Here is a 23,924-nt window from a genome sequence, read left to right as displayed (position 1 = left end):
CATCAACGATCAGATTCCTGCCGTTTCGCGGATGTATTTACGCGCCTTTACGGCGTATTCGAAGGGGTTCGCCAGCGCGGGGTCTTGTTCGGCTTCCACCACCATCCAGCCCTTGTAGCCGTAGTCATCCAGCAACTGGAAGACCGGACGGAAATCTATTTCGCCATCTCCCGGTACGGTAAAGGTGCCTTTCTTGACGCCGTCGAGGAATGAGAGCCCTTCGCGGCGCACCTGCTCGATCACCGCGGGGCGGACGTCTTTCAGATGCACGTGGTTAATGCGCGGCAGATATTTTTTCAGGATTGCCAGCATCGGCGCCTCGCCGCCTTCCGAATACCAGGCGTGACCGGTGTCGTAGAGCAGGAAGACGCGTTCATCCACCAGCGACATAAACTTGTCGATCTCCGCGGTAGTCTGAATGCCGGTGCCCATATGGTGATGCAGGCAAACCTGCATCCCCTTTTCTGCCGCCAGCTTGCCAAGCGCGTTATAACCTTCGGCTACCCGCTGCCACTCTTCGTCGCTAAAGCACGGCTTCGCATCGCCGAGAATCGGTTTATCGAGCCCCTGGATACTGCCGCTTTGCTCAGAGCAGCCAATCACCTTCGCGCCCATCGCATGGAGAAAATTCATGTGATTAACGAATTCATCGATGGTTTTTTCTTTTTGGCCATTCGCGAAGAAGGTGCTGAACCAGGCGTTGCAAATTTGCATGCCGCGAATATCCAGCATCGGCTTCAGCACCGCCGGATCGCGCGGATATTTGCTGCCGACTTCGCTGCCGGTAAACCCGGCCAGCGCCATTTCGCTGACCGTTTGCTGGAAGGTGTTTTCGCTTCCCAGCTCAGGCATATCGTCGTTAGTCCAACCGATAGGGGCGATAGCCAGTTTGACATTGTCTTTGTTCATTTTGATGCTCCTGCCGCCGCGCCTTACCGGCGCAGCAGTTCACGTTCGATAAGTTCACGCGTTTCCACGGCCTGGTATTTCATCTTTTCCGGGTAACCAAACAGCGAGGTGCAGACGATCGGTTCACCGCCAACTTTGAAGGTCTGTTCAGCGAAGCGCATATCGCGCAGGGTGCGGAACAGGGCATCGAAATCGACATCCCCCTCACCGACGCCGACGTGCTGGTGTACGGCGGCGTCAACGCCCGGCGGATTAACGATATAGCGGCAGTGTTTGGTGTGGTTGCGGGTATCGGCAATCAGCACGTGCGACAGGTCCTGACCGGCATAGCGCAGCATCTTCTCGACTTCACCTTTACCTTTGTCGTAGAAGAAGGTGTGCGGCACGCTGTAGACATACTTCACGTTGTCGCTGCGAAAGGACTTCACGATATCCACCGTCTCGTTGTTTTCTTCGCAGAAGTCCCACGGGTGGGCCTGGATTTCGACGCGGATACCTTCACGTTCGAATATCGGCAGTAATTCTTCCATCGAGCGGTAGAACATTTCTTCGCAAATTTCCGGCTGGTTAGGATCGCCGGAAAATTCGGTATTGATAACCTGCACGCCCATCTCCACCGCCACTTCGATTAACCGCTTCCAGTTCTTCACCGCCGCCTGACGACGCAGTTCATCCGGGCCGGACCAGCGATATACGCAGATGAACGAGGAGAGCTCAACGCCGTTGTCGCGCAGCGCCTGCTTGTACTCGGCCATGATCTCTCGGCTGGCGCGCGGATGTTTGTAGAACGGGTTAATCTGCGGGTGCGGCGATTGCTCAATGTATTTGTAGCCCCACTCGGCCACCTGCTGGACCATTCTGGTGATCCCGAGATCGCGAATCACATCGACATCAAAAGCAATTTTCATCGTCGTTACCTGTTTGAAACGTTACGTCGGTGAAGGAGGATTTAGCGTTGGTAGAATGCCGGGCATTCAGGCAGCGTCACGGCTACCGGTTCGTTACACTCCTGCGCTTTCAGACAGGCGTCGGCGGCAACCGATGCCGCATAGCCGTCCCAGGCTGAGGGGCCCTGCAGCTTGCCGGCTTTCACATCATTGATAAATGCCTGCAGTTCGACGTCGTAGGCTTTGATGAAACGGTCTTTCCAGTCGGTGAGGATGGCGGTCGACAGGCTGGCGGCTTTACGCATCTCCACCGCCGACGGTTCCGGCAGGCGCGCAATGCCCGTTTCGCCAACGACTTCGCACTGAATGTCGTAGCCGTACTGGCAATTTACGAAGACTTCGACGTCGATCAGGGTGCCCTTTTTCGTTTCAAACGAGACGATCTGTGGATCTTTCAGCCGCGCATGGGTATGGGAGGTCGAACGCGGGAAGCGTACCTGTACGGAGCGGTAGTCGTCATTTAGCAGCCAGCGCAGCACGTCCAGCTCGTGGATCAGGGTGTTGGTGATCGCCATATCGGTGGTGTAGTTCTCGCCGACCGACTGGTTGCGGTGGGCGCAGCGCAGCATCAGCGGCGCGCCGATATCGCCGTCATCAATGACTTTCTTCAGCGCCAGATAGCCTTCATCGTAAGGACGCATAAAGCCGACCTGAACGAGGCGACGCCCGGCTTTCATTTCCGCATCAACGATGCGGCGGCAGCCTTCCGCGCTCATCGCCAACGGCTTTTCGCAAAATACGGGCTTACCGGCCTCAATAGCCGCCAGGGTGTACTCTTCATGGGTTGGATCCCAGGAGGTCACCAGCACGGCGTCAACGTCGCTGGCTTTAATCACATCATGACCGTCGGCGTAGACTTCCGCCTGCACGCCCGGCAGCGCTACTGCCGCACGGGCGTTATCGGCGTTGATATCGGAAACGGCGACCACGGTCGCCCCCTGTAGGACCTGGGTGCAGCGACGGATATGTTCTTTACCGATGGCGCCTGCGCCGATGACACCTAATTTGAGTGACATGATGGTTCTCTCCGTAGTTCTGTAGGGTTCAGGGTTCGTGTTCTTTGTTAGTAATCCCGCGCCTGGGCGCGTTTTTCATTAATCATTTCAGCGACTTTACGGATACGTTCCGACAGCGCCGTCTGCGCCACGCCAACGTTCCACCAGCTACCGTATTTGTGGACCATAGTTTTCGGCAGTACTTTAATGTCGATGAGCGTGCTGACGGTTTCACGGCGAGCGGCATCCAGCGCGTGGCGTAGCTCTTCAAGGGTGGTGACCCGCCAGGTCTTGCAGCCGTAGCCGGAAGCGATCGTGGCGAAATCCACCGGCACCAGCCCGCCCTGCAACCGGCCATTTTCCGCCGAGCGGTAGCGGAACTCGGTGCCGAAGCTATCCATACCGTGTTCCAGCTGCAGGTTGTTGATGCAGCCATTCGCCATGTTGTCGAGCAGAATGACGTTGATCTTCGCCCGCTCCTGCAGGGAGGTGACCAGTTCAGAATGCAGCATCATGAAGGAGCCATCGCCGACCAGCGAATAGACCTCGCTCTGCGGCTGCGCCAGCTTCACGCCGAGAGCGGCGTTGACCTCATAGCCCATGCACGAGTAGCCGTACTCGACGTGATAGGTATTCACCGCCCGGTTGCGCCAGACGCGTTGTAAATCCCCCGGCAGGCTGCCCGCCGCCGCCACAATGACCGCATCCGCCGCCAGCGACTCGTTCAGCAGGCCAAGAACGCTGCTTTGCGTCAGGGTGGAATCCGTGATTTGACGGAATTCGCGATATACCGATTCACGGTCAATATGGTCGTCAATTTCTGGTACGAAATCCGTTTCCTGCCAGACAGCCTGGTAGACGCGCTGGGTCTCTTTCATCTGCCGGCTCTGCACGCTTGCAATCTGCGCGCCCCATCCTGCCTGCCAGGACTCGTTCGCCAGCGCAGCGCTGAGCGCGCTTAGCGCCTCGCGGGCGTCCGCCAGCATTGGGATGCCGTCCAGCTTCCAGGCATCAAAATTACTGACGTTAACGTTAAGAAAGCGCACGCCCGGGGACTGGAATATCCATTTCGAGGAGGTGGTGAAATCGCTAAAGCGCGTGCCGATACCGATGACCAGATCGGCCTCTTTCGCTAACAGGTTGGCAGCCAGACAGCCCGTTTCGCCAACGCCGCCGACGTTCAGCGGATGCGATGAAACCACCGTACCCTTACCGGCCTGTGTTTCCGCAAACGGAATGCCGTAACGTTCGGCGAAGCTCACCAGCGCTTCACCTGCCGCGGAATATTTCACGCCGCCGCCGCAGACGATGAGCGGTTTACGGCTGGTTTTAATTGCCGCTACCGCATCCGACAGCTGCGCTGCGCTTGGCGGACGGCGATCCAGACGGTGGACGCGGCGGGCAAAAAAGGACTCGGGATAATCCCAGGCTTCACCCTGCACGTCCTGCGGCAGACACAAGGTGACCGCGCCGGTTTCCGCCGGATCCGTCAGCACGCGCATGGCATTAATGCAGGCGCTCATTAGCTGTTCCGGGCGTGTAATTCGATCCCAGTACTTACTCACCGCGCGAAATGCGTCGTTAGTCGTGATACTCAGATCGTGGCTCTGTTCGATTTGCTGCAGTACCGGGTCCGGCTGGCGGGTGGCAAAGACATCGCCCGGCAGTAATAACAACGGGATACGGTTGGCCGTAGCCGTCGCCGCGGCGGTGATCATGTTGGCCGCCCCCGGACCGATGGAAGAAGTGCAGGCAATGATCTGCCGGCGCAGTGATTGACGGGCAAAGCCTGTAGCCGCATGGGCCATGCCTTGTTCATTACGCCCCTGGTAAACCCGCAGTTCGCCGCTGTTCTCTTCCAGCGCCTGGCCTAAGCCCAACACGTTGCCGTGACCAAAAATAGCGAAAATCCCTTTCACGAATTTCTGCGCTTCGCCGTCCACCTCCAGATACTGGTTATCAAGGAACTTCACCAGCGCCTGCGCCATTGTCAGTCTCAGTTTGCCCATGTTGCCTAATCCTTATCGTTCAGTATTTGTCGTGTGAGTTAGCGCTTTGCTCGCCAGAGAAGATGGCGTTGGTGAGGGAAAGCCGTTAACGTCCACTGGAATATTTTTGGATTATAGGCAAACATTTTTTTCATTAAACACAAATACAGAAGAAATGTTTCATTTTGCGAGAAGGATCAAACTCTCTACCCATTTCACACGTTTCACTTACATCTCCTTCGCGAGCAGGTTTCCAAACGAAAGGGTGAATATAAGATTATCTACATGAAAATTATGGATAATATTGATATTAAAAAAAGGGAAACATGGATAAGCGGGATGCATACAACATGTATGGGTGGGCAGCCGCTCATCCGCGCAGAGTGGTAGATCCTTCACACTTTTGGTTTTTTAATTTCGATTAGATTTGAAAATGAAATATTTATTTCTCAAACTAGAGATAACTAATAACCATCAGGCTGTTCACGGCAGACTGTCACTCATGCGACCTTCTCCTGGCAGCAGATTTGCAAAAGGAAACCCTAGCGATGAATGCAGCAGTTAAGCGGCTCGACGTCATCTGTATTGGCCGGGTGGCCGTCGATCTCTACGCCCAGCAGATAGGGGCAAGATTGGAAGATGTGGCCAGTTTCGCCAAGTATCTCGGCGGTTCCTCGGGCAACGTCGCCTTTGGTACCGCGATTCAGGGATTAAAATCGGCGATGCTGGCGCGGGTGGGCGATGAGCACAACGGCCGGTTTCTGCGTGAAACCCTCCGCCGCGCAGGTGTCGATACCGAATATCTGATCACGGATAAAGAACGGCTGACCGCATTGGTGATGCTGGGCATTAAGGATCAGGATACCTTCCCGCTGATTTTCTACCGCGACAACTGCGCCGATATGGCGCTGACGCCTGACGATATCAATGAAGAGTACATCGCCTCTTCACGCGCTCTGGCGGTGACCGGCACCCACCTTTCACACGCCAATACCCGCGATGCGGTACTGAAGGCGCTGGAATACGCCCGCCGCCACGGCCTGCGTACCGCACTGGATATCGATTACCGTCCGGTGCTGTGGGGGCTCACTTCGCTGGGCGACGGTGAAACGCGTTTCATTGAGTCGGGTCCGGTGACCCGTCAGTTGCAGGAAGTTCTGCACCTGTTCGATTTAGTCGTCGGCACTGAAGAAGAGTTTCATATTGCCGGCGGCAGCACCGATACCCTCACCGCGTTGAAAAACGTTCGCCATGCCACCAACGCGACGCTGGTCTGCAAGCGCGGGCCGATGGGCTGCGTGGTGCTGGAGGGCGCCATCCCGGATAGCTGGGACGAAGTGCCGCTGCAGCAAGGCGTTCGCGTCGAAGTACTCAACGTACTCGGTGCCGGCGACGCTTTTATGTCCGGACTGCTGCGCGGCTGGCTTAATGATGAAGGTTGGGAACAGGCCTGCCGCTACGCCAACGCCTGCGGCGCGCTGGTGGTGTCACGTCACGGCTGCGCGCCGGCGATGCCGACGAAAGTGGAGCTTGATGATTATCTATCGCGGGCCGGTGCCGTTCCACGCCCGGATATCGACGCGCGGCTTAATCATTTGCACCGGGTGACCAGCCGACGCCAGTCGTGGCCGGAACTGTGTATCTTCGCCTTTGACCATCGTAAACAGCTGGCGGATTTGGCATTAGAAACCGGGCGCGACCCGGCCTGTATTCCCGAACTCAAACTGCTACTGTTGGCCGCCGCCGAGGCGGCAGCCACAGAGGCCGGACTGGATCGGCGTAGCGGCATCCTCGCCGATGGAACCTATGGTCAACGTTCACTTAACGCCATTACCGGTAAAGGCTGGTGGATCGGTCGGCCGATTGAGCTCCCCAGCTCGCGTCCGCTACGTCTTGAACATGGCAATATTGGCTCACAGCTGATCGACTGGCCGCTTGAGCACGTCGTCAAATGCCTGGTCTTTTACCACCCGGATGACCCGGCAGCGCTGCGCGCCGAGCAGGACGCGCTGCTGCTGGAAGTCTGGCAGGCCTGCAATAAGTCGGGGCACGAGCTGCTATTGGAAGTGATCCTGCCGGAGAACGGACCGGACAAAGATGAACGCCACTACCACACTATGCTGGAGCATTTCTATCAGTTGGGCATCCAGCCGGACTGGTGGAAGCTGCCGCCGCTGGCCAGCGCCCAGTGGGAGCGGATTTCAGCGCTTATCGAGCGCGAAGACCCATGGTGCCGGGGCATCCTGCTCCTGGGGCTGGATGCGCCATCGGATCGATTGCGTTCAGGTTTCGCCGAAGCGGCCGGGCACCCGATGATCAAGGGTTTTGCCGTCGGCCGAACCATATTTGGCCAGCCTTCGCGCCGCTGGATGCAGGGCGAACTGGATGACGCCGCGCTAATCGATGAAGTGAAACGCAACTATCTACGGCTCATCGGCTACTGGCGCGAAGCGCGCGGCTAACCTCCTTCAGGCCCGCCTCTTCCTTGAAAGCGGCGGGCCTGCGGTTTCTTCGTGAAATGAATCGCGTATTTCATCGCAAAAAATGAAAAATTCGCTTCATTTGGTACACTGGAAGCCATATTCCTTCCATTTTCTCAGAGCGCAACTTATGGCTAATAATCCGACCCAACTGACCATCCTGCAGGATGAAATCAGACGGCGCTACGACACGCTCAGCAAACGTCTGAAGCAGGTGGCGCGCTATATACTGGATAACAGTAATAGCGTTGCTTTCGATACAGTAGCCTCCATTGCGCAACAGGCTGACGTTCCGCCCTCAACGCTGATTCGCTTCGCTAACGCCTTTGGCTTCAGCGGCTTTAACGAAATGAAGCAGATGTTCAGGCAGCATCTGATGGAAGAGACCGCCAACTACACCGAGCGCGCGCGTCTGTTCCGCCAGACCACTAACGACGAAACGACGCCGCCGGAAACGCCGACGGAAATCCTCAACATGTTCAGCATGGTCAATACCCAGGCGCTGCAGCAACTGGCAATGCAGACCTCCGGCGAAGACCTCAACCGGGCGGTAGATTTACTGGCGGATGCGGAAAATATCTATGTCATCGGCCTGCGTCGCTCATTTAGCGTCGCTTCTTACCTGACCTACGCGCTGCGCCATCTGGATCGCAAAGCCTTCCTGATCGACGGCCTCGGCGGGATGTTCACCGAGCAGCTCAGTCTGGTGGGGCCGAAGGATGTGGTCGTGGCGGTGAGCTTCTCGCCTTATGCCCGTGAAGTGGTGGAGCTGGTTGAGCTTGGCGCCCAGCGCAAGGCGCGACAAATCGCCATTACCGATAGCCAGGTAAGCCCGCTTGCCGCCTTCAGTGATGTGTGCTTTGTGGTGCGTGAAGCGCAGGTTGATGGTTTCCGCTCGCAGGTGGCCTCGCTGTGCCTGGCCCAGACGCTAGCGGTATCGCTGGCATTGAATAGCAGCAAAGAGCCGCAGCAGCACCGCGCCTGATTACCCGTTGCACTACGCTGTATACAACGGCAATCAACAGACAAAAAAGCCGGGGACATCCCCGGCTTTTCTCGTATATCGCACGCTATGAATAGCGATCGCTGTTGATCCAGGCGTGATCGTCTTCCCAGGTAAATAGCCACTTACGATCCGGCCCCGCCATTACGTTCAGATAGTAGCTGTTGTAACCGGCGATCGCCGCTACCGGATGGTAGCCGCGCGGCACCATCACCACATCATGGTTATAGGGCGCCATACAGGCATCCAGGCTGCGGTCATCGGTGTACACTCGCTGAAAGGCAAAGCCTTGCGGCGGATCGAAGCGGTGGTAGTAGGTCTCTTCCAGCTGGGTTTCCTGCCCCGGCAGCGCGGTATCGTGCTTGTGCGATGGCCAGGAGCTGGTCGCCCCTTCTTCGGTGTAGACTTCCACCACCAGCAGGCAATCCGCCTGCGCATTATCCGGCAGGATATTATGTACCAGCCGCTGGTTGCGCCCTTTACCGCGATGCTCTACGCCGACATCCTCAGGCCGTATCACTCGCGCCGGGAAGCTGCCTTTGCCCGGCGCGCTGCAGACCGCCAGCTCAAGATCGGAATCTGCAGTGACCTCGACCTTATCGTGCGGCGGCACATAGACCGACCACGGCGGCGTACGCTCGAATGGCGACATGCGTTTACCAAGGTCGGGAAAATCGGCGTGCTGAGTTTTGATCGAGGCCAGCCCAGAGACCAGAACCAGACATAGCTCACGATCACCGCTCTCCAGGGTCACGGTTTGCCCCTGTTTTAACATCCAGACATCAAAGCCAATATACTGCCACCCCGCGCTCTGCGGGGTGATGTGCTGGATATGTCCCTCTTGTTGCGCTTTAGCCAATAACGACATAGCGTTCTCCTTCGCCGATTAACCTAACGTCGGCATACTGAATTCAGATACGGTTTGCTGCCCCTGCGGCCAACGCACGGTGGCAGTTTTCATACGGGTATAGAAGCGGACGCCGTCCGGCCCGTGGACGTTCAGCGCGCCAAATACCGAGCGCTTCCAGCCGCCGAAGCTATGGAAGGCCATCGGCACCGGCACCGGTACGTTGACGCCAACCATGCCGGCCTGTACGTCATGGACGAACTCGCGGGCGGTATGGCCGTTGCTGGTAAAGACGGCGCTGCCGTTACCGAATTCGTGGCTGTTAACCAGCGACAGCGCGCTTTGGTAATCAGCGACGCGGACAATCCCCAGCACCGGACCAAAAATCTCTTCGCGCCAAATGGTCATTTCCGGAGTGACGTGGTCAAACAGCGTACCGCCAACGTAATATCCGTCCTCATGCCCGGCCACGCGCAGCCTGCGGCCATCCACCACCAACGACGCCCCTTCGCTGACGCCCTTATCAATATAGCCAAGTACTTTTTTCTGATGCGCTTCGGATACCACCGGCCCCATTTCGTTTTCGTCTTTGCCGCGCAGGCAGCCAGGACCGACTTTCAGCGACTCGACTAATGGTTTCAGGCGGGCAATCAACTTATCTGCAGTCTCGTCACCGACGGCCACCACTACCGGCAGGGCCATGCAGCGCTCGCCAGCGGAACCATACGCGCCGCCCATAATGGCATTCACGGTCGCATCAAGATCGGCGTCCGGCATCACGATGGCATGGTTTTTCGCCGCGCCAAACGCCTGGACGCGTTTTCCGTGAGCGCTGGCGGTTTTATAGATATATTCCGCCACGCCGGAGGAGCCGACAAAGCTGACGGCGGCAATACGCGGGTCGGTATAAAGCTGCTCGGCATCTTCATTGCTGCAGTGAATGACGTTAAAGACGCCATCCGGCAGACCGGCTTCTTTCAGTAACTCAGCCATGCGTACCGCCGCGGTCGGGGCCAGCGCAGGTGGTTTTAGCACGAAGCTGTTGCCGCAGGCCAGCGCGATGGGGAACATCCACATCGGCACCATCGCCGGGAAATTAAACGGCGTTATCCCCGCCACCACGCCCAGCGGCTGCATGAGCGAATAGCTGTCGACGCCGGTACCCACGTCGGAAGAAAACTCACCTTTAATGAGGTGCGGAATGCCGCAGGCAAACTCAACCACTTCCATGCCCCGGGTCAGCTCGCCCAACGCATCGGACCATACTTTGCCATGCTCGCTAACGATAATGCCCGCCAGTTCATCGACGTGCTGTTCGAGCAGCATTTTGAAATTGAACAGCACGCGGGCGCGGCGCAGCGGCGTGGTGCGGGACCAGCTGTCAAAAGCGTCGCGAGCGACCTGGATTGCATCGGAAACCTCCTGCGCGGTGGAAAGCGTGACTTCGCGAACCACATCGCCAGTAGCCGGATCGTACACCGGCATCGTTTCCTGGCTGCTGCTGGTTACCGTTTTCCCACCAATAAAGTTACCTGTGATAGTCATCTTCTCGCCTCATAGTGTAGAAGGCCGTTCAAGTTACGGCCCGTCGCTGATTGTGCTGTGCTATAACCGTAGTAAAATGAAATTTATATTTCAATAATCAGATAAAATGAAATTCTACTTTGGTGATGGTTGTCGCATTTTTCAGCAAACCACTCTCCATACAATTTCAAATCACAGCAGTAGCGAAGGTGAGATTTTATGCGGTTATCTTTGATGTAAACCATGAAATGGCGCAGCAACTTTTTTGCGATCGTGCTCAAACAACCATCATTTCATCCATTGCCAATGATGAAATAAACATTTTAACTATCTGGAAAGCGAACTAAACCAGTCAATATCTTGTCAGGAGTGTCAAATGGCCATTGCCCTGCAGCGTTTCTGTATCAATCGTAAAATTGCGCCGTCGCTCAGCATTGAGGCGTTTTTCCGTCTGGTGAGCGAACTCGGGCTGCACAAGGTAGAGCTGCGTAATGATTTACCCAGCGGTAAAGTCACCGACGCGCTCACCCACCAGCAGGTGCGCAGGCTGGCCGACCGTTACCAGCTTGAGATTCTGACGATCAACGCCGTCTATCCTTTCAACCGCCACAGCGCTGAAGTACGTCACCTGACGGAGTCGCTGCTGAAAGAGGCGCAGGCTATTGGCGCCAAATCGCTGGTGATGTGCCCGTTAAATGATGGTACCACGGTAGCGCCGCAAGAAACGCTTGCCGCTATGCGCGAGCTGGCGCCGCTGTTCGAACAATATGGCATTCAGGGCCTGGTCGAGCCGCTAGGCTTCCCACAAAGTTCGCTACGCTCGGCGGCGCAGGCTCAGGCGCTCATTCGCGACGCCCAGGTACCGTTTAAGCTATTAATTGATACTTTCCACCATCATCTTTATCCACAAGCAGAAGAGGAATTCAGCCAGCTGGACATTGCTGAGATAGGTCTGGTTCATCTCTCCGGCGTTGACGATTCCCGCCCGCGAGAACAGTTGACCGACGACGAGCGCATCATGCTGACGCCGCATGACCGGCTGCTGACCTGTCAACAGGTGCGGCATCTCGAAGCCCGCGGATACCAGGGGGATTACGCCTTCGAGCCTTTCGCTCCGCAGCTGGCGTCATGGCGCGAAGAGGATATTCGCCGCGAGATTGAACAGAGCATTGCGCTGATTCAGCGCCACTGCGCGTAAGATTAAACGTTGAGAGTTATCGATTTCCTCCATCTTTTGCTGTCAGGTTGCCTATAATCGACGCAGGATAAATGGAGGAATCGATCATGAGCTCACCCTTGCTAATCGCACGCACGCTGGACAAACAGCTCCATCTGCTGCCAGCAATGGCTAACCGTCACGGTCTAATTACCGGCGCCACCGGTACCGGTAAAACCGTAACTTTGCAAAAACTGGCGGAGTCATTTTCGGAGATCGGCGTACCGGTCTTTATGGCCGATGTGAAAGGCGACCTGACCGGTATCGCGGAGGCAGGGCAGAGCTCTGAGAAGCTTCAGGCGCGTCTGGAAAAAATCGGCGTTACCGACTGGGAGCCGCACGCCAACCCGGTGGTTGTTTGGGATATCTTTGGTGAAAAGGGCCACCCGGTGCGCGCTACGGTGTCGGACCTCGGCCCCCTGCTGCTCGCCCGCTTGCTCAACCTGAATGAAGTACAAAGCGGCGTGCTGAACATTATTTTCCGTATCGCTGACGATCGCGGCCTGCTGCTGCTGGACTTTAAAGATCTCCGCGCCATCACCCAGTTTATCGGTGATAACGCCAAAGCCTTCCAGAATCAGTACGGCAACATTAGCAGCGCTTCGGTAGGCGCTATCCAACGTGGGCTCTTGACCCTGGAGCAGCAGGGCGCAGAGCACTTCTTCGGCGAACCGATGCTGGATATTCAGGACTGGATGCGTGTCGATGCCAGCGGTAAAGGGGTGATTAATATCCTCAGCGCTGAAAAGCTCTATCAGATGCCGAAGCTGTACGCCGCCAGCCTGCTGTGGATGCTCTCCGAACTCTACGAGCGCCTGCCGGAAGCCGGCGACCTCGAAAAACCGAAGCTGGTGTTCTTCTTCGACGAAGCCCACCTGCTGTTTAACGATGCGCCGCAGGTACTGCTGGATAAAATCGAGCAGGTGATTCGCCTTATCCGTTCTAAAGGGGTCGGCGTCTATTTTGTCTCGCAGAATCCATCGGATATCCCGGATGCCGTGCTCGGCCAGTTGGGCAACCGCGTGCAGCATGCCCTGCGCGCCTTTACCCCGAAGGATCAAAAAGCGGTGAAGACCGCCGCCCAAACCATGCGCGCCAATCCGGCGTTCAGTACCGAGCAGGCCATTCAGGAGCTCGGTACCGGCGAAGCGCTGATCTCCTTCCTCGACGAAAAAGGCAGCCCATCGATAGTAGAAAGAGCGATGGTTATCGCCCCTTGCTCGCGGATGGGGCCGGTCAGCGACGATGAGCGAAATGGCCTGATTAACCACTCGGCGCTGTACGGCAAGTATGAAGAAGAGATTGACCGCGAATCGGCCTTCGAAATGCTGCAAAAAGGGGTGCAGGTCGCCACCGAGCAGCAGTCGGCGCCGCCGGCAAAAGGCCAACAAAGCGGCGATGACGACGGGCTGCTCGGGGGACTGAAAGATATTCTGTTCGGCACTACCGGCCCGCGCGGCGGTAAACGAGATGGTATTGTGCAGACCGCCGCCAAAAGCGCCGTACGTCAGGTCACCAACCAGATCGTCCGCGGTATGCTGGGAAGCCTGCTAGGCGGAAGGCGCCGTTAACGTCAGCGTCGAGCCCCGGATTGCGGCGCGCTGCGTCCGATCCGGGCGACAACAATACAGGGCATTACACTGCGGATCGCCACTCAAACCGCGGGCACAAAAAACCCGGCGTTGCTTGCGCTTGGCCGGGTCATTTATCGAACTACGCTTTTCTCATCATCAGCCAAAGGCTTATCAGGAAGAAGCTTGCGCTTGGCAGCAGCGCGCCGATTATCGGCGGTATGCCGTAAACCAATGTTAGCGGGCCAAATATCTGGTCGAGTACGTAAAAGATAAAGCCGAAGCTAATCCCGGTAACGACTCTCACGCCCATTGCCACGCTCCGCAGGGGACCAAAGATGAACGACAGCGCCATCAGCATCATCACGGCCACCGACAGCGGCTGGAAGATTTTGCTCCACATGTTGAGCTGGTAACGGCCAGGATCCTGGCCGCTGGACTTCAGATAGGTCACATAGTTATGCAGGCCGCTGATTGATAGCGCGTCCGGATCCAGCGCAACCACGCCGAGTTTGTCCGGCGTCAGTTTGGTCTTCCAGGTTCCGCTGACCATTTGCGTGCCGGTAACCTGTTTCGGATCGGTCAGATTAGATTCATCCACCTGCGACAGGCGCCAGATCTTGGCGTCATTATCAAACTTAGCGGAAGCGGCGTAACGAACAGATTGCAGACGACGGTTATCGTTAAACTGGTAGATGCTCACCCCGCCCAGCTCATCGTTACCCTTTACGCGTTCAATGTAGACAAAATTATGCCCGTCTTTCGCCCACAACCCCTGCTGGGTCGACAGCAGCGAACCGCCGTACATCTGCTGCGCACGGTAGTTACGCGCCATCTGTTCGCCCTGCGGCGCCACCCATTCACCCATCGCCATGGTCAACAACACCAGCGGGATCGCCGTTTTCATCACCGCCAGCGCCACCTGCATACGGGTAAAGCCGGAAGCCTGCATCACCACCAGTTCGCTGCGCTGCGCCAGCATACCCAGCCCCAGCAAAGCCCCAAGCAGGGCCGCCATTGGGAAGAAGATTTGCACATCTTTTGGCACGCTGAGAATGGTATAGAGTCCTGCTCCCAGCGCATCATAGCTGCCCTGCCCGGCTTTTTTCAGCTGGTCGACAAACTTAATAATGCCGGAGAGCGACACCAGCATGAACAGCGTCATCATGATGGTGTTGAAAATGGTTTTACCGATATAGCGGTCAAGTACGCCAAACGCCTGCATCACACCGCTCCTTTATTAAACCGGGCACGGAAACGACGCATCGGCACCGTATCCCACAGGTTAAGCAGCACCGCCAGCGCGAAGTAGAGCAGGTTCACGCCCCACATCCAGATGGCGGGGTCCATTTTGCCTTTACCCGCGTTCGATTTGATCGACGTTTGCAGCAGGAAGAACACCAGATACAGCAGCATCGCCGGCAGCATAGACAGCACGCGGCCCTGACGCGGGTTCACCACGCTGAGCGGGACAACCATCAGCGCCATCATGAACACCGCCGCCACCAGCGTGAAGCGCCAGTGCAGTTCGGCGCGGGCGCGATCGGTGTCGGTACGCCATAGCGTGCGCATATTCATCTGTTCGGTGTCGCTGGGATCGGCCGCTACCGCCTGATGACCAATAACCGCCTGGTAGTTTTTAAAGTCGGTAATACGGAAATCGCGCAGCATCGCCGTGCCTTCAAAACGCGTCCCTTGAGTCATCGTGACCACCTGGGAGCCGTCTTTTTTCTGCGACAGCTCGCCGGAATCCGCAACCACCACGGAAGGACGCGCGTTGCCTTTAGGCCTCAGTTGCGCCAGGAACACGTCGTTGAAGCGGTTACCGTTGACGTTTTCGATAAACAACACCGCGCTGCCGTCGCTGGCCTGCTGGAACTGGCCCTGAGCCAGCGCCGCCATTCCGGGGTTAGCTTTGGCTTCCGCCAGCACTTCGTCCTGATGGCGCGACGACCACGGCCCCGCCCACATCACGTTGACCGCCGCGACAGCGCCGGTAAACAGGGCAAGGATCATTGCCGCCTTAATCAATACGGCTTTGCTCAAGCCGCAGGCGTGCATCACCGTAATTTCACTTTCGGTATACAGTTTGCCCAGCGTCATCAACAACCCGAGGAAAAGACTCAGGGGCAGAATGAGCTGCGCCATTTCCGGTACGCCCAGCCCTAACAGCGAGAGCACCAGGTTGGTCGGGATATCGCCATCTACCGCGGCGCCGAGGATCCTGACGAGTTTCTGACAGAAGAAAATCAGTAACAGGATGAATAGGATCGCCAACTGGCTTTTCAGCGTCTCACGAACCAGATATCTTATGATTATCACTATAAATACGCCCGTAAAAACCCGTCTTATTGCAGGAAAATTGCTTGTTTCATGGCTTAAACGTCATTTATTCTCTTTTATCGTCGAAAACATCGCTAAGATTAAATGACTCATCGGTTCTGCGTATCAGGATCTTTTCTGACGAACCAAGGCCGTAATAACGTTAAGATTAACACGAAGTCACCGCAACAGCGGACATGAGTTACGAAAGCTTGCAATTATATACTCAATGGATTTCGAGTTGTAGAAAGGCGGCAGGACTGTGAAGCCCCAAAGCGGCATCAGCCAGCGTCAGGGGTAAGCAGGCGTAGCCAACACATCTGCAACTGGAAAGGCGACGAGTATAGCCGTAGCCACCACTGTTGTCTTTAAGATTCAGGAGCATAGTGCATGGAGTTCAGTGTAAAAAGCGGTAGCCCGGAGAAGCAGCGGAGTGCCTGTATCGTGGTCGGCGTCTTCGAACCACGTCGCCTCTCCCCCATCGCCGAACAACTCGATAAAATCAGCGACGGTTACATCAGCGCCCTGCTGCGTCGCGGCGAGCTCGAAGGCAAGCCTGGCCAGACCTTGTTACTGCACCATGTGCCGAACATCCTGTCTGAGCGCATTCTGCTCATCGGCTGTGGTAAAGAGCGCGAACTGGATGAACGTCAGTATAAACAAGTTATTCAGAAAACCATTAATACTCTGAATGACACTGGCTCGATGGAAGCCGTCTGCTTCCTGACCGAACTGCACGTTAAAGGGCGCAACAACTACTGGAAAGTTCGCCAGGCCGTTGAAACCGCCAAAGAGACGCTGTACAGCTTCGATCAGTTGAAGACCAACAAAAGCGAGCCGCGTCGTCCGCTGCGTAAAATGGTCTTTAACGTGCCGACCCGCCGCGAGCTCACCAGCGGCGAACGCGCCATTCAGCATGGCCTGGCGATTGCCGCCGGCATCAAAGCGGCGAAAGATCTCGGCAACATGCCGCCGAATATCTGTAACGCGGCTTATCTGGCTTCCCAGGCGCGCCAGTTAGCTGACACCTACAGCAAGAACGTCATCACCCGCGTGATCGGCGAGCAGCAGATGCGCGAGCTGGGGATGAACTCCTATCTTGCCGTCGGCAACGGCTCGCAGAACGAGTCGCTGATGTCGGTCATCGAGTATAAAGGCAACCCGTCTGAAGACGCGCGCCCTATCGTGCTGGTCGGTAAAGGCCTGACCTTCGACTCCGGCGGTATCTCCATCAAGCCTGCCGAAGGCATGGACGAGATGAAGTACGACATGTGCGGCGCGGCGGCGGTTTACGGCGTAATGCGAATGGTTGCCGAGCTGCAGCTGCCGCTGAACGTCATCGGCGTGCTGGCGGGCTGTGAAAACATGCCTGGCGGTCGCGCGTATCGCCCAGGCGATGTTCTGACCACCATGTCCGGACAAACCGTTGAAGTGCTGAATACCGATGCCGAAGGCCGTCTGGTGCTGTGCGACGTGCTGACCTACGTTGAGCGCTTCGAGCCGGAAGCGGTTATCGACGTTGCGACGCTGACCGGCGCCTGCGTGATTGCCCTCGGCCATCACATCACCGGCCTGATGTCGAACCATAATCCGCTGGCTCATGAGCTGATCGGCGCCTCCGAACTGGCCGGCGACCGCGCATGGCGTCTGCCGCTGGCCGACGAGTTCCAGGATCAGCTGGAGTCCAACTTTGCGGATATGGCCAACATCGGCGGCCGTCCTGGCGGCGCGATTACCGCTGGCTGCTTCCTGTCACGCTTCACCCGCAAGTACAACTGGGCGCACCTCGACATCGCCGGTACCGCCTGGCGTTCCGGGAAGGCCAAAGGCGCGACCGGCCGCCCGGTGGCGCTGTTATCGCAGTTCCTGCTCAATCGTGCGGGTTTTAACGGCGAAGAGTGATTGCCGTCTGATGCCCGGTGGCGCTACGCTTACCGGGCCGACGGAAAGATGCCGTTTGTAGGCCGGGTAAGCGTAGCACCACCCGGCTTTGCATTTAAATCCACAACAAGAAGCCCCATATATGAAAAACGCAACGTTCTATCTTCTGGACAACGAAGACACCGTCGACGAGCTCAGCGCCGTCGAACAGCTGGTGTGCGAAATTGCCGCAGAACGTTGGCGCAACGGCAAGCGCGTACTGATCGCCTGTGAAGATGAACAGCAGGCTATTCGCCTCGACGAAGCGCTGTGGACGCGTCCTCCGGAGAGCTTTGTGCCGCATAATCTGGCGGGCGAAGGCCCGAGAGGCGGCGCGCCGGTGGAAATTGCCTGGCCGCAAAAGCGCAACAGCAGTCCGCGGGATATTCTTATCAGCCTGCGGCTAAACTTTGCAGATTTTGCCACCGCTTTCACAGAAGTGATAGACTTTGTCCCTTACGAAGATTCTTTGAAACAACTGGCGCGCGAACGCTATAAAGCGTACCGCATGGCTGGTTTCAACCTGAACACGGCAACCTGGAAATAATGGAAAAGACATACAACCCACAAGATATCGAACAGCCGCTTTACGAGCACTGGGAAAAGCAGGGCTATTTCAAACCGAATGGTGATGAAAGCCAGGAGAGCTTCTGCATCATGATCCCGCCGCCGAACGTCACCGGCAGTTTGCATATGGGTCATGCCTTCCAGCAAACCATCATGGATACCATGATTCGTTACCAGCGCATGCAGGGTAAAAACACCCTGTGGCAGGCCGGTACCGACCACGCGGGTATCGCTACCCAAATGGTGGTTGAGCGTAAGATTGCCGCTGAAGAAGGTAAAACCCGCCACGACTACGGCCGCGATGCTTTCATCGACAAAATCTGGCAGTGGAAAGCGGAATCCGGCGGCACCATTACCCGTCAGATGCGCCGCCTCGGCAACTCCGTCGACTGGGAGCGCGAGCGCTTCACGATGGATGAAGGCCTGTCCAACGCGGTGAAAGAAGTCTTCGTTCGCCTGTACAAAGAAGACCTGATTTATCGCGGCAAGCGCTTGGTCAACTGGGACCCGAAACTGCGTACCGCCATTTCCGACCTCGAAGTGGAAAACCGCGAATCGAAAGGGTCCATGTGGCACATTCGCTATCCGCTGGCCGATGGCGCGAAAACCGCTGACGGTAAAGATTACCTGGTGGTCGCCACCACCCGTCCGGAAACCCTGCTGGGCGATACCGGCGTGGCCGTTAACCCGGAAGATCCGCGTTACAAAGACCTGATTGGTAAATTCGTAGTGCTGCCGCTGGTTAACCGCCGCATTCCGATTGTTGGCGACGAACACGCCGACATGGAAAAAGGCACCGGCTGCGTGAAAATCACCCCGGCGCACGACTTTAACGACTACGAAGTTGGCCGCCGTCATCAGTTGCCGATGATTAATATTTTGACCTTTGATGGCGACATCCGCGAAAGCGCGGAAGTTTACGATACCAAAGGCAACGAATCCGACGTTTATTCCAACGAGATCCCGGCTGAATTCCAGAAGATGGAACGTTTTGCCGCGCGTAAAGCGATGGTTGCCGCCGTCGACGCGCTGGGCCTGCTGGAAGAGATCAAACCGCACGACCTGACCGTGCCTTACGGCGACCGCGGCGGCGTGGTTATCGAACCGATGCTGACCGACCAGTGGTACGTACGTGCGGACGTGCTGGCCAAGCCGGCAGTCGAAGCCGTTGAGAATGGCGACATCCAGTTCGTGCCGAAGCAGTACGAAAACATGTACTTCTCCTGGATGCGCGATATTCAGGACTGGTGTATTTCCCGTCAGCTGTGGTGGGGTCACCGCATCCCGGCATGGTATGACAACGACGGCAACGTCTATGTTGGCCGTAGCGAAGACGAAGTGCGTCAGGAAAACAACCTGAGCGCCGACGTTGCCCTGCGTCAGGACGAAGATGTTCTTGATACCTGGTTCTCTTCCGCGCTGTGGACCTTCTCCACCCTCGGTTGGCCGGAAAACACCGACGCGCTGCGTCAGTTCCATCCGACCAGCGTGATGGTGTCCGGCTTCGACATTATCTTCTTCTGGATCGCCCGCATGATCATGATGACCATGCACTTCATCAAAGATGAAAACGGCAAGCCGCAGGTTCCGTTTAAGACCGTCTACATGACCGGCCTTATCCGCGACGACGAAGGCCAGAAGATGTCCAAATCCAAGGGTAACGTCATTGACCCGCTGGATATGGTTGACGGCATCACCCTGCCGGAGCTGCTGGAAAAACGTACCGGCAACATGATGCAGCCGCAGCTGGCGGAAAAAATCCGCAAGCGCACCGAGAAACAGTTCCCGAACGGCATCGAGCCACACGGCACTGACGCCCTGCGCTTTACCCTGGCGGCGCTGGCCTCTACCGGCCGCGACATCAACTGGGATATGAAGCGCCTTGAAGGTTACCGTAACTTCTGCAACAAACTGTGGAACGCCAGCCGCTTCGTACTGATGAATACCGAAGATCAGGATTGCGGTTTCAACGGCGGCGAGATGGTGCTGTCCCTGGCCGACCGCTGGATCCTGGCTGAATTCAACCAGACCGTGAAAGCGTACCGCGAAGCGCTGGATAACTTCCGCTTCGATATCGCCGCGGGCATCCTGTATGAGTTTACCTGGAATCAGTTCTGCGACTGGTACCTTGAACTGACCAAGCCGGTCATGAACGGTGGCAGCGAAGCGGAGCTGCGCGGGACTCGCCATACTCTGGTGACCGTGCTGGAAGGTCTGCTGCGCCTGGCGCATCCGATCATCCCGTTCATCACGGAAACCATCTGGCAGCGCGTGAAAGTAATCTGCGGTATCACCGCCGATACCATCATGCTGCAGCCGTTCCCGCAGTACGATGCTTCCCAGGTTGATGAAGCGGCGCTGGCCGATACCGAATGGCTGAAGCAGGCGATCGTCGCCGTACGTAACATCCGTGCGGAGATGAACATTGCGCCAGGTAAACCGCTGGAACTGCTGCTGCGCGGCTGCAGCAAAGATGCCGAGCGTCGTGTTAACGACAACCGCAGCTTCCTGCTGAACCTCGCGCGTCTGGAAAGCATCACCGTGCTGCCTGCCGATGATAAAGGTCCGGTTTCCGTGACCAAGATTATCGACGGCGCCGAGCTGCTGATCCCGATGGCGGGTCTTATCGACAAAGAAGCCGAGCTGGCGCGTCTGGCGAAAGAAGTGGCGAAAGTCGAAGCGGAAATCGGCCGTATCGAAAGCAAGCTATCCAACGAAGGCTTTGTGGCCCGCGCGCCGGAGGCGGTTATCGCCAAAGAGCGTGAGAAGCTGGAAGGCTACGCGGAAGCGAAAGCGAAACTAATTGAACAGCAGGCAGTGATCGCCGCGCTGTAAAAACTCGCGATAGAAAAAAGCCGGAGCTTGCTCCGGCTTTTTTTACATTATAAGAACGGCAGGTTAGGTAAAAAACCGCTGCACAATTTACCAGCTACTGGCGGCTGACAGGCCTCATCTTGCTGCAGGTCGAGCGTTTCAAAGTCACCAATCACCTCAGTGTTGGCGGCAATATAGCGCATCAAATTAATCTTTAACCAGGGATACGCCAGACCCAATGTCAGCGGAGAAAGAAACGTCAGAGCCAATAAACGCGGAGCAAGGCCAAAAAACGTCAGGGTAGAACGAAAACGAATGCTGTCGCCAAGCACCAAATTATTCCACGCGTGATTACGTAAGGCCACCCGGATAAATGCCATGGCTAATACGATACCAATGGTGAGAGATAAATATCCACTCAATACCGCACTAAGATGCCGCAATGCCATAAACAGCGCTGTATTTTCATTACACATGCCGAACATACATCCTGTGAAAAATTGCATAAATGCGGAAATGAAAAAACCCAAAAACAGTATCATAAACGGCAACAAAATTACCGTTGCCCATAAAAACGCCACGATGCAACGCTTCGTGCTGATATAAATATTAAATTTAGTTTTACCTAAGTTTCCGCCTTTGCCGATCAGCTCAAGCCAGTGACTGTAAACCACCCCACTGGCGGCGGCCATGACACACAGTGCCAGTAAAAACAGGGCAACGAAACCCACTAACATGCCATTTATGCTAAAACCTAACCAGAGACGGCTTCCGGGAATGAAGAGGATAACCGCCATTAGCACGACTATCAGCAAAGGTAACCCGAGCATAATCCACCATGCGCGCAGTAGATTACATTTAAACCCAAAACGAATATTAGCGAATGAGGTCATATTCGCGTGATAGCTTAACCCCTTCATTACCATGACCGGCAGCAGGATAAGAAATGCCAGCGTCTCGAGCCCTTCACTACCGGGAGAGAAAATGGCAAGCGCCAGACTAAGTAAAACCAGCACGATAAACATCAGCAGCCAGCTAAGTAAAATCGTGAAACCGCGCCCGTGGTAAGCAAAACGGTTACCGTTAACTTCCATATTTTCACAAAAATAACGGCGACTACGTACCCATGCCCAGGGAATGAATATCCCTAAAGTAATTACAGACAGTATAATATTAACCAAACAAATAAAAAAATAACTCTTTGCCCGACCGTGAAAAACAAAAAAATGACTACTGCTTTGTTTTCCCCCTGAAAAAATTTCCATACCTCGCCGTCCTTGCATTTTAAAGTATATATATAAATAATAAGCCAGAATAATTGCCATTAAACATACAGAATATATTATCTGGAAATTACCCAGCAATATATTTATGCACATCTTGCGTCGATTAAAGAATAATGGTATTAAAACAATGTATGGTTATTTAAGCTAACATTGAGTGATTCTATGAATCTTGCTGCGCCACAGACCTTTACTTTACGCCGCATTACGGCGGCAGATAATGCCGCCATCGCCCGAGTTATCCGCCAGGTCTCAGCGGAATACGGCCTGACCGCCGATAAAGGCTATACGGTCGCTGATCCCAACCTGGATGAACTGTACGAACTTTATAGCCAACCGGGCTCCGCCTATTGGGTTGTGGAGCAAAATGGCGAAGTGGTCGGCGGCGGCGGCGTGGCGGCGCTCTCATGTAGCGAGTCCGATATCTGTGAGCTGCAGAAAATGTACTTTATGACCTCGGCGCGCGGCAAAGGGCTGGCGAAAAAGCTGGCGCTGATGGCGATGGATTACGCCCGCGAACAGGGTTTTAAACGCTGCTATCTGGAGACCACCGCTTTTTTGAAAGAAGCGATTGCCCTTTATGAGCATCTCGGCTTTGAGCATATCGACGAGCCGCTGGGCTGCACCGGCCACGTCGATTGCGAAGTACGAATGTTGAAACCGCTGTAACGCCTCGCTACCGTGGGCTTCCCCGGTAGCGCTGCGCTTACCGGGGCCACAGAGTCCGGAAACCGCGGGCTACGGTGCCGTCGGTACGCCGCTGTGGAAGCGGAACTCAGACTCCGGGCGGAGAATCAATGCCGCTTCCGCCTCGCCAAGCTGGCGTACGCGCTCGCTGATATCTTCCCCCGCTATCTGCTGCGCCAGGTCCAGGTAATCCTGATAATGACGGGCCTCGGAGCGCAGCAACGACAGATAAAACTTCTGGAGATCATCATCCAGCCACGGCGCCAGCGCGGCAAACCGCTCGCAGGAGCGCGCTTCGATATAAGCGCCGCAAATCAGCTTATCGATCAGCATCACCGGCTCGTGCGATCGCACCTCCCGGCGCATACCGCGGGCATAGTTGCTGGCGGTGATTTTGACGTAAGGGATATCTCGCGCCAGCATGATCTCGCGCACCTGCCAGAAGTGGTGCAGCTCCTCTTTGATAAGCAGAATCATGCTGTCGAGCAACTGTCTGCCCCACGGGTCGTTGGTTCGCGGCATAGCGCTTTTGTTGATCCGCTTATGCAGAGCGACAAAATCCGGCTCCGGCCCACGGCGATAGGTAAAGTCTTCGTACGGTTTCAGGCATTCCAGTAGCTCGTCGGCGCCGTCTTTATCGGCGACGTAGCGGCGCACCAGCAGCATGGCGTTTTGCGCCGCTTTCAGCTCGCATACCATGTGGTCGGTCAGCAGCAGCGGCAGGTTTTCCGGTTTACGGGCTTCGTCAATCCACGCCTGCGGCGTTGGGCAGTGCAGGAATGCTAAAATCGGGGAAAGTATTTGCGGGTAATCCATTGAAGCTCCAGGCTATACCCTAATCAGGACGGGTA

General features: G+C 56.1%; 19 protein-coding genes. 9 read left to right on the top strand and 10 right to left on the bottom strand.

Annotation, left to right across the window (positions count from 1 at the left end):
• Nucleotides 1-9: 9 nt before the first annotated feature.
• The 4 genes from iolE to iolD are packed head-to-tail and all read right to left on the bottom strand — an operon-like array spanning nt 10 to nt 4,860.
• Nucleotides 10-909 (bottom strand): myo-inosose-2 dehydratase, encoded by a 900-nt coding sequence (gene iolE / locus PGQ95_RS17940; protein ID WP_087858358.1) that lies wholly within the window; start codon nt 907-909, stop codon nt 10-12.
• Nucleotides 910-932: 23 nt separating this feature from the next.
• On the bottom strand, nt 933-1,817 hold the full coding sequence (locus PGQ95_RS17935; protein WP_015368532.1) for a sugar phosphate isomerase/epimerase family protein: 885 nt from the start codon (nt 1,815-1,817) through the stop codon (nt 933-935).
• A 41-nt stretch (nt 1,818-1,858) separates the two neighbouring features.
• Complete coding sequence (locus PGQ95_RS17930; protein ID WP_335207057.1) at nt 1,859-2,872, bottom strand: Gfo/Idh/MocA family protein; 1,014 nt, start codon at nt 2,870-2,872, stop codon at nt 1,859-1,861.
• A gap of 47 nt (nt 2,873-2,919) precedes the next feature.
• A complete protein-coding gene (gene iolD / locus PGQ95_RS17925; RefSeq protein ID WP_087858355.1) occupies nt 2,920-4,860 on the bottom strand; it encodes a 3D-(3,5/4)-trihydroxycyclohexane-1,2-dione acylhydrolase (decyclizing) in 1,941 nt (646 codons plus the stop codon).
• Nucleotides 4,861-5,387: 527 nt separating this feature from the next.
• On the opposite strand from iolD, the gene PGQ95_RS17920 reads away from it, so the two are divergent.
• Together PGQ95_RS17920 and PGQ95_RS17915 are read left to right on the top strand one after the other, a co-directional pair.
• Nucleotides 5,388-7,301 carry a bifunctional 5-dehydro-2-deoxygluconokinase/5-dehydro-2-deoxyphosphogluconate aldolase gene (locus PGQ95_RS17920; RefSeq protein ID WP_308958160.1) on the top strand — a complete coding sequence of 638 codons (1,914 nt, stop codon included), beginning with the start codon at nt 5,388-5,390 and terminating at the stop codon, nt 7,299-7,301.
• Nucleotides 7,302-7,449: 148 nt separating this feature from the next.
• On the top strand, nt 7,450-8,304 hold the full coding sequence (locus tag PGQ95_RS17915) for a MurR/RpiR family transcriptional regulator (protein WP_015368536.1): 855 nt from the start codon (nt 7,450-7,452) through the stop codon (nt 8,302-8,304).
• A gap of 85 nt (nt 8,305-8,389) precedes the next feature.
• On the opposite strand, the gene iolB is transcribed toward PGQ95_RS17915, so the two are convergent.
• Together iolB and PGQ95_RS17905 are read right to left on the bottom strand one after the other, a co-directional pair.
• A complete protein-coding gene (iolB, locus tag PGQ95_RS17910) occupies nt 8,390-9,190 on the bottom strand; it encodes a 5-deoxy-glucuronate isomerase (protein ID WP_213794697.1) in 801 nt (266 codons plus the stop codon).
• 18 nt (nt 9,191-9,208) lie between these two features.
• Nucleotides 9,209-10,714, bottom strand: coding sequence for a CoA-acylating methylmalonate-semialdehyde dehydrogenase (locus PGQ95_RS17905; protein ID WP_087858352.1), 1,506 nt, complete (start codon nt 10,712-10,714; stop codon nt 9,209-9,211).
• Between the two features lie 122 nt (nt 10,715-10,836).
• Between PGQ95_RS17905 and PGQ95_RS17900 the strand changes: the two genes are divergently transcribed.
• The 3 genes from PGQ95_RS17900 (at nt 10,837) to PGQ95_RS17890 (ending at nt 13,480) form a co-directional block, all read left to right on the top strand.
• Nucleotides 10,837-11,040, top strand: coding sequence for a hypothetical protein (locus PGQ95_RS17900; protein WP_143115467.1), 204 nt, complete (start codon nt 10,837-10,839; stop codon nt 11,038-11,040).
• Nucleotides 11,041-11,069: 29 nt separating this feature from the next.
• Nucleotides 11,070-11,891 carry a TIM barrel protein gene (locus PGQ95_RS17895; RefSeq protein WP_087858350.1) on the top strand — a complete coding sequence of 274 codons (822 nt, stop codon included), beginning with the start codon at nt 11,070-11,072 and terminating at the stop codon, nt 11,889-11,891.
• Between the two features lie 86 nt (nt 11,892-11,977).
• Nucleotides 11,978-13,480 carry a helicase HerA-like C-terminal domain-containing protein gene (locus PGQ95_RS17890; protein ID WP_087858349.1) on the top strand — a complete coding sequence of 501 codons (1,503 nt, stop codon included), beginning with the start codon at nt 11,978-11,980 and terminating at the stop codon, nt 13,478-13,480.
• A gap of 142 nt (nt 13,481-13,622) precedes the next feature.
• On the opposite strand, the gene lptG is transcribed toward PGQ95_RS17890, so the two are convergent.
• Both lptG and lptF read right to left on the bottom strand, forming a co-directional pair.
• A complete protein-coding gene (gene lptG, locus PGQ95_RS17885; protein WP_087858348.1) occupies nt 13,623-14,705 on the bottom strand; it encodes an LPS export ABC transporter permease LptG in 1,083 nt (360 codons plus the stop codon).
• Entirely contained in the window at nt 14,705-15,802 is a 1,098-nt protein-coding gene (lptF, locus tag PGQ95_RS17880) for an LPS export ABC transporter permease LptF (RefSeq protein ID WP_045394713.1), read from the bottom strand. The genes lptG and lptF overlap by 1 nt, the downstream gene beginning before the upstream one ends.
• 390 nt (nt 15,803-16,192) lie before the next feature.
• Between lptF and pepA the strand changes: the two genes are divergently transcribed.
• The 3 genes from pepA to PGQ95_RS17865 all read left to right on the top strand — a co-directional run bounded on the left by pepA (nt 16,193) and on the right by PGQ95_RS17865 (nt 21,124).
• On the top strand, nt 16,193-17,704 hold the full coding sequence (gene pepA / locus PGQ95_RS17875; RefSeq protein ID WP_008807121.1) for a leucyl aminopeptidase: 1,512 nt from the start codon (nt 16,193-16,195) through the stop codon (nt 17,702-17,704).
• Between the two features lie 121 nt (nt 17,705-17,825).
• Nucleotides 17,826-18,269 carry a DNA polymerase III subunit chi gene (gene holC, locus PGQ95_RS17870; RefSeq protein WP_020079783.1) on the top strand — a complete coding sequence of 148 codons (444 nt, stop codon included), beginning with the start codon at nt 17,826-17,828 and terminating at the stop codon, nt 18,267-18,269.
• Complete coding sequence (locus PGQ95_RS17865) at nt 18,269-21,124, top strand: valine--tRNA ligase (protein WP_087858346.1); 2,856 nt, start codon at nt 18,269-18,271, stop codon at nt 21,122-21,124. The genes holC and PGQ95_RS17865 overlap by 1 nt, the downstream gene beginning before the upstream one ends.
• 47 nt (nt 21,125-21,171) lie before the next feature.
• Here the strand turns inward: PGQ95_RS17865 and PGQ95_RS17860 are convergent, their stop codons facing one another.
• On the bottom strand, nt 21,172-22,368 hold the full coding sequence (locus tag PGQ95_RS17860) for a YjgN family protein (RefSeq protein ID WP_183269111.1): 1,197 nt from the start codon (nt 22,366-22,368) through the stop codon (nt 21,172-21,174).
• A gap of 183 nt (nt 22,369-22,551) precedes the next feature.
• Between PGQ95_RS17860 and PGQ95_RS17855 the strand changes: the two genes are divergently transcribed.
• A complete protein-coding gene (locus tag PGQ95_RS17855; RefSeq protein WP_087858344.1) occupies nt 22,552-23,055 on the top strand; it encodes a GNAT family N-acetyltransferase in 504 nt (167 codons plus the stop codon).
• Nucleotides 23,056-23,124: 69 nt separating this feature from the next.
• On the opposite strand, the gene miaE is transcribed toward PGQ95_RS17855, so the two are convergent.
• A complete protein-coding gene (gene miaE / locus PGQ95_RS17850; RefSeq protein WP_087858343.1) occupies nt 23,125-23,889 on the bottom strand; it encodes a tRNA isopentenyl-2-thiomethyl-A-37 hydroxylase MiaE in 765 nt (254 codons plus the stop codon).
• Between the last annotated feature and the right edge of the window lie 35 nt (nt 23,890-23,924).

Origin of the sequence: Klebsiella sp. 141240 (assembly GCF_050600805.1) — a bacterium.
Lineage (GTDB): Bacteria > Pseudomonadota > Gammaproteobacteria > Enterobacterales > Enterobacteriaceae > Klebsiella > Klebsiella aerogenes.
The sequence above is the reverse complement of the archived record's forward strand: the minus strand, read 5'-3'. Positions and strand labels throughout refer to the sequence as shown.

Bases quoted from the DNA above. Each gene is read 5' to 3' on its own strand.
- iolE (WP_087858358.1), bottom strand. From the start codon at position 909: ATGAACAAAGACAATGTCAAACTGGCTATCGCCCCTATCGGTTGGACT.
- PGQ95_RS17935 (WP_015368532.1), bottom strand. From the start codon at position 1,817: ATGAAAATTGCTTTTGATGTCGATGTGATTCGCGATCTCGGGATCACC.
- PGQ95_RS17930 (WP_335207057.1), bottom strand. From the start codon at position 2,872: ATGTCACTCAAATTAGGTGTCATCGGCGCAGGCGCCATCGGTAAAGAA.
- iolD (WP_087858355.1), bottom strand. From the start codon at position 4,860: ATGGGCAAACTGAGACTGACAATGGCGCAGGCGCTGGTGAAGTTCCTT.
- PGQ95_RS17920 (WP_308958160.1), top strand. From the start codon at position 5,388: ATGAATGCAGCAGTTAAGCGGCTCGACGTCATCTGTATTGGCCGGGTG.
- PGQ95_RS17915 (WP_015368536.1), top strand. From the start codon at position 7,450: ATGGCTAATAATCCGACCCAACTGACCATCCTGCAGGATGAAATCAGA.
- iolB (WP_213794697.1), bottom strand. From the start codon at position 9,190: ATGTCGTTATTGGCTAAAGCGCAACAAGAGGGACATATCCAGCACATC.
- PGQ95_RS17905 (WP_087858352.1), bottom strand. From the start codon at position 10,714: ATGACTATCACAGGTAACTTTATTGGTGGGAAAACGGTAACCAGCAGC.
- PGQ95_RS17895 (WP_087858350.1), top strand. From the start codon at position 11,070: ATGGCCATTGCCCTGCAGCGTTTCTGTATCAATCGTAAAATTGCGCCG.
- PGQ95_RS17890 (WP_087858349.1), top strand. From the start codon at position 11,978: ATGAGCTCACCCTTGCTAATCGCACGCACGCTGGACAAACAGCTCCAT.
- lptG (WP_087858348.1), bottom strand. From the start codon at position 14,705: ATGCAGGCGTTTGGCGTACTTGACCGCTATATCGGTAAAACCATTTTC.
- pepA (WP_008807121.1), top strand. From the start codon at position 16,193: ATGGAGTTCAGTGTAAAAAGCGGTAGCCCGGAGAAGCAGCGGAGTGCC.
- holC (WP_020079783.1), top strand. From the start codon at position 17,826: ATGAAAAACGCAACGTTCTATCTTCTGGACAACGAAGACACCGTCGAC.
- PGQ95_RS17865 (WP_087858346.1), top strand. From the start codon at position 18,269: ATGGAAAAGACATACAACCCACAAGATATCGAACAGCCGCTTTACGAG.
- PGQ95_RS17860 (WP_183269111.1), bottom strand. From the start codon at position 22,368: ATGGAAATTTTTTCAGGGGGAAAACAAAGCAGTAGTCATTTTTTTGTT.
- PGQ95_RS17855 (WP_087858344.1), top strand. From the start codon at position 22,552: ATGAATCTTGCTGCGCCACAGACCTTTACTTTACGCCGCATTACGGCG.
- miaE (WP_087858343.1), bottom strand. From the start codon at position 23,889: ATGGATTACCCGCAAATACTTTCCCCGATTTTAGCATTCCTGCACTGC.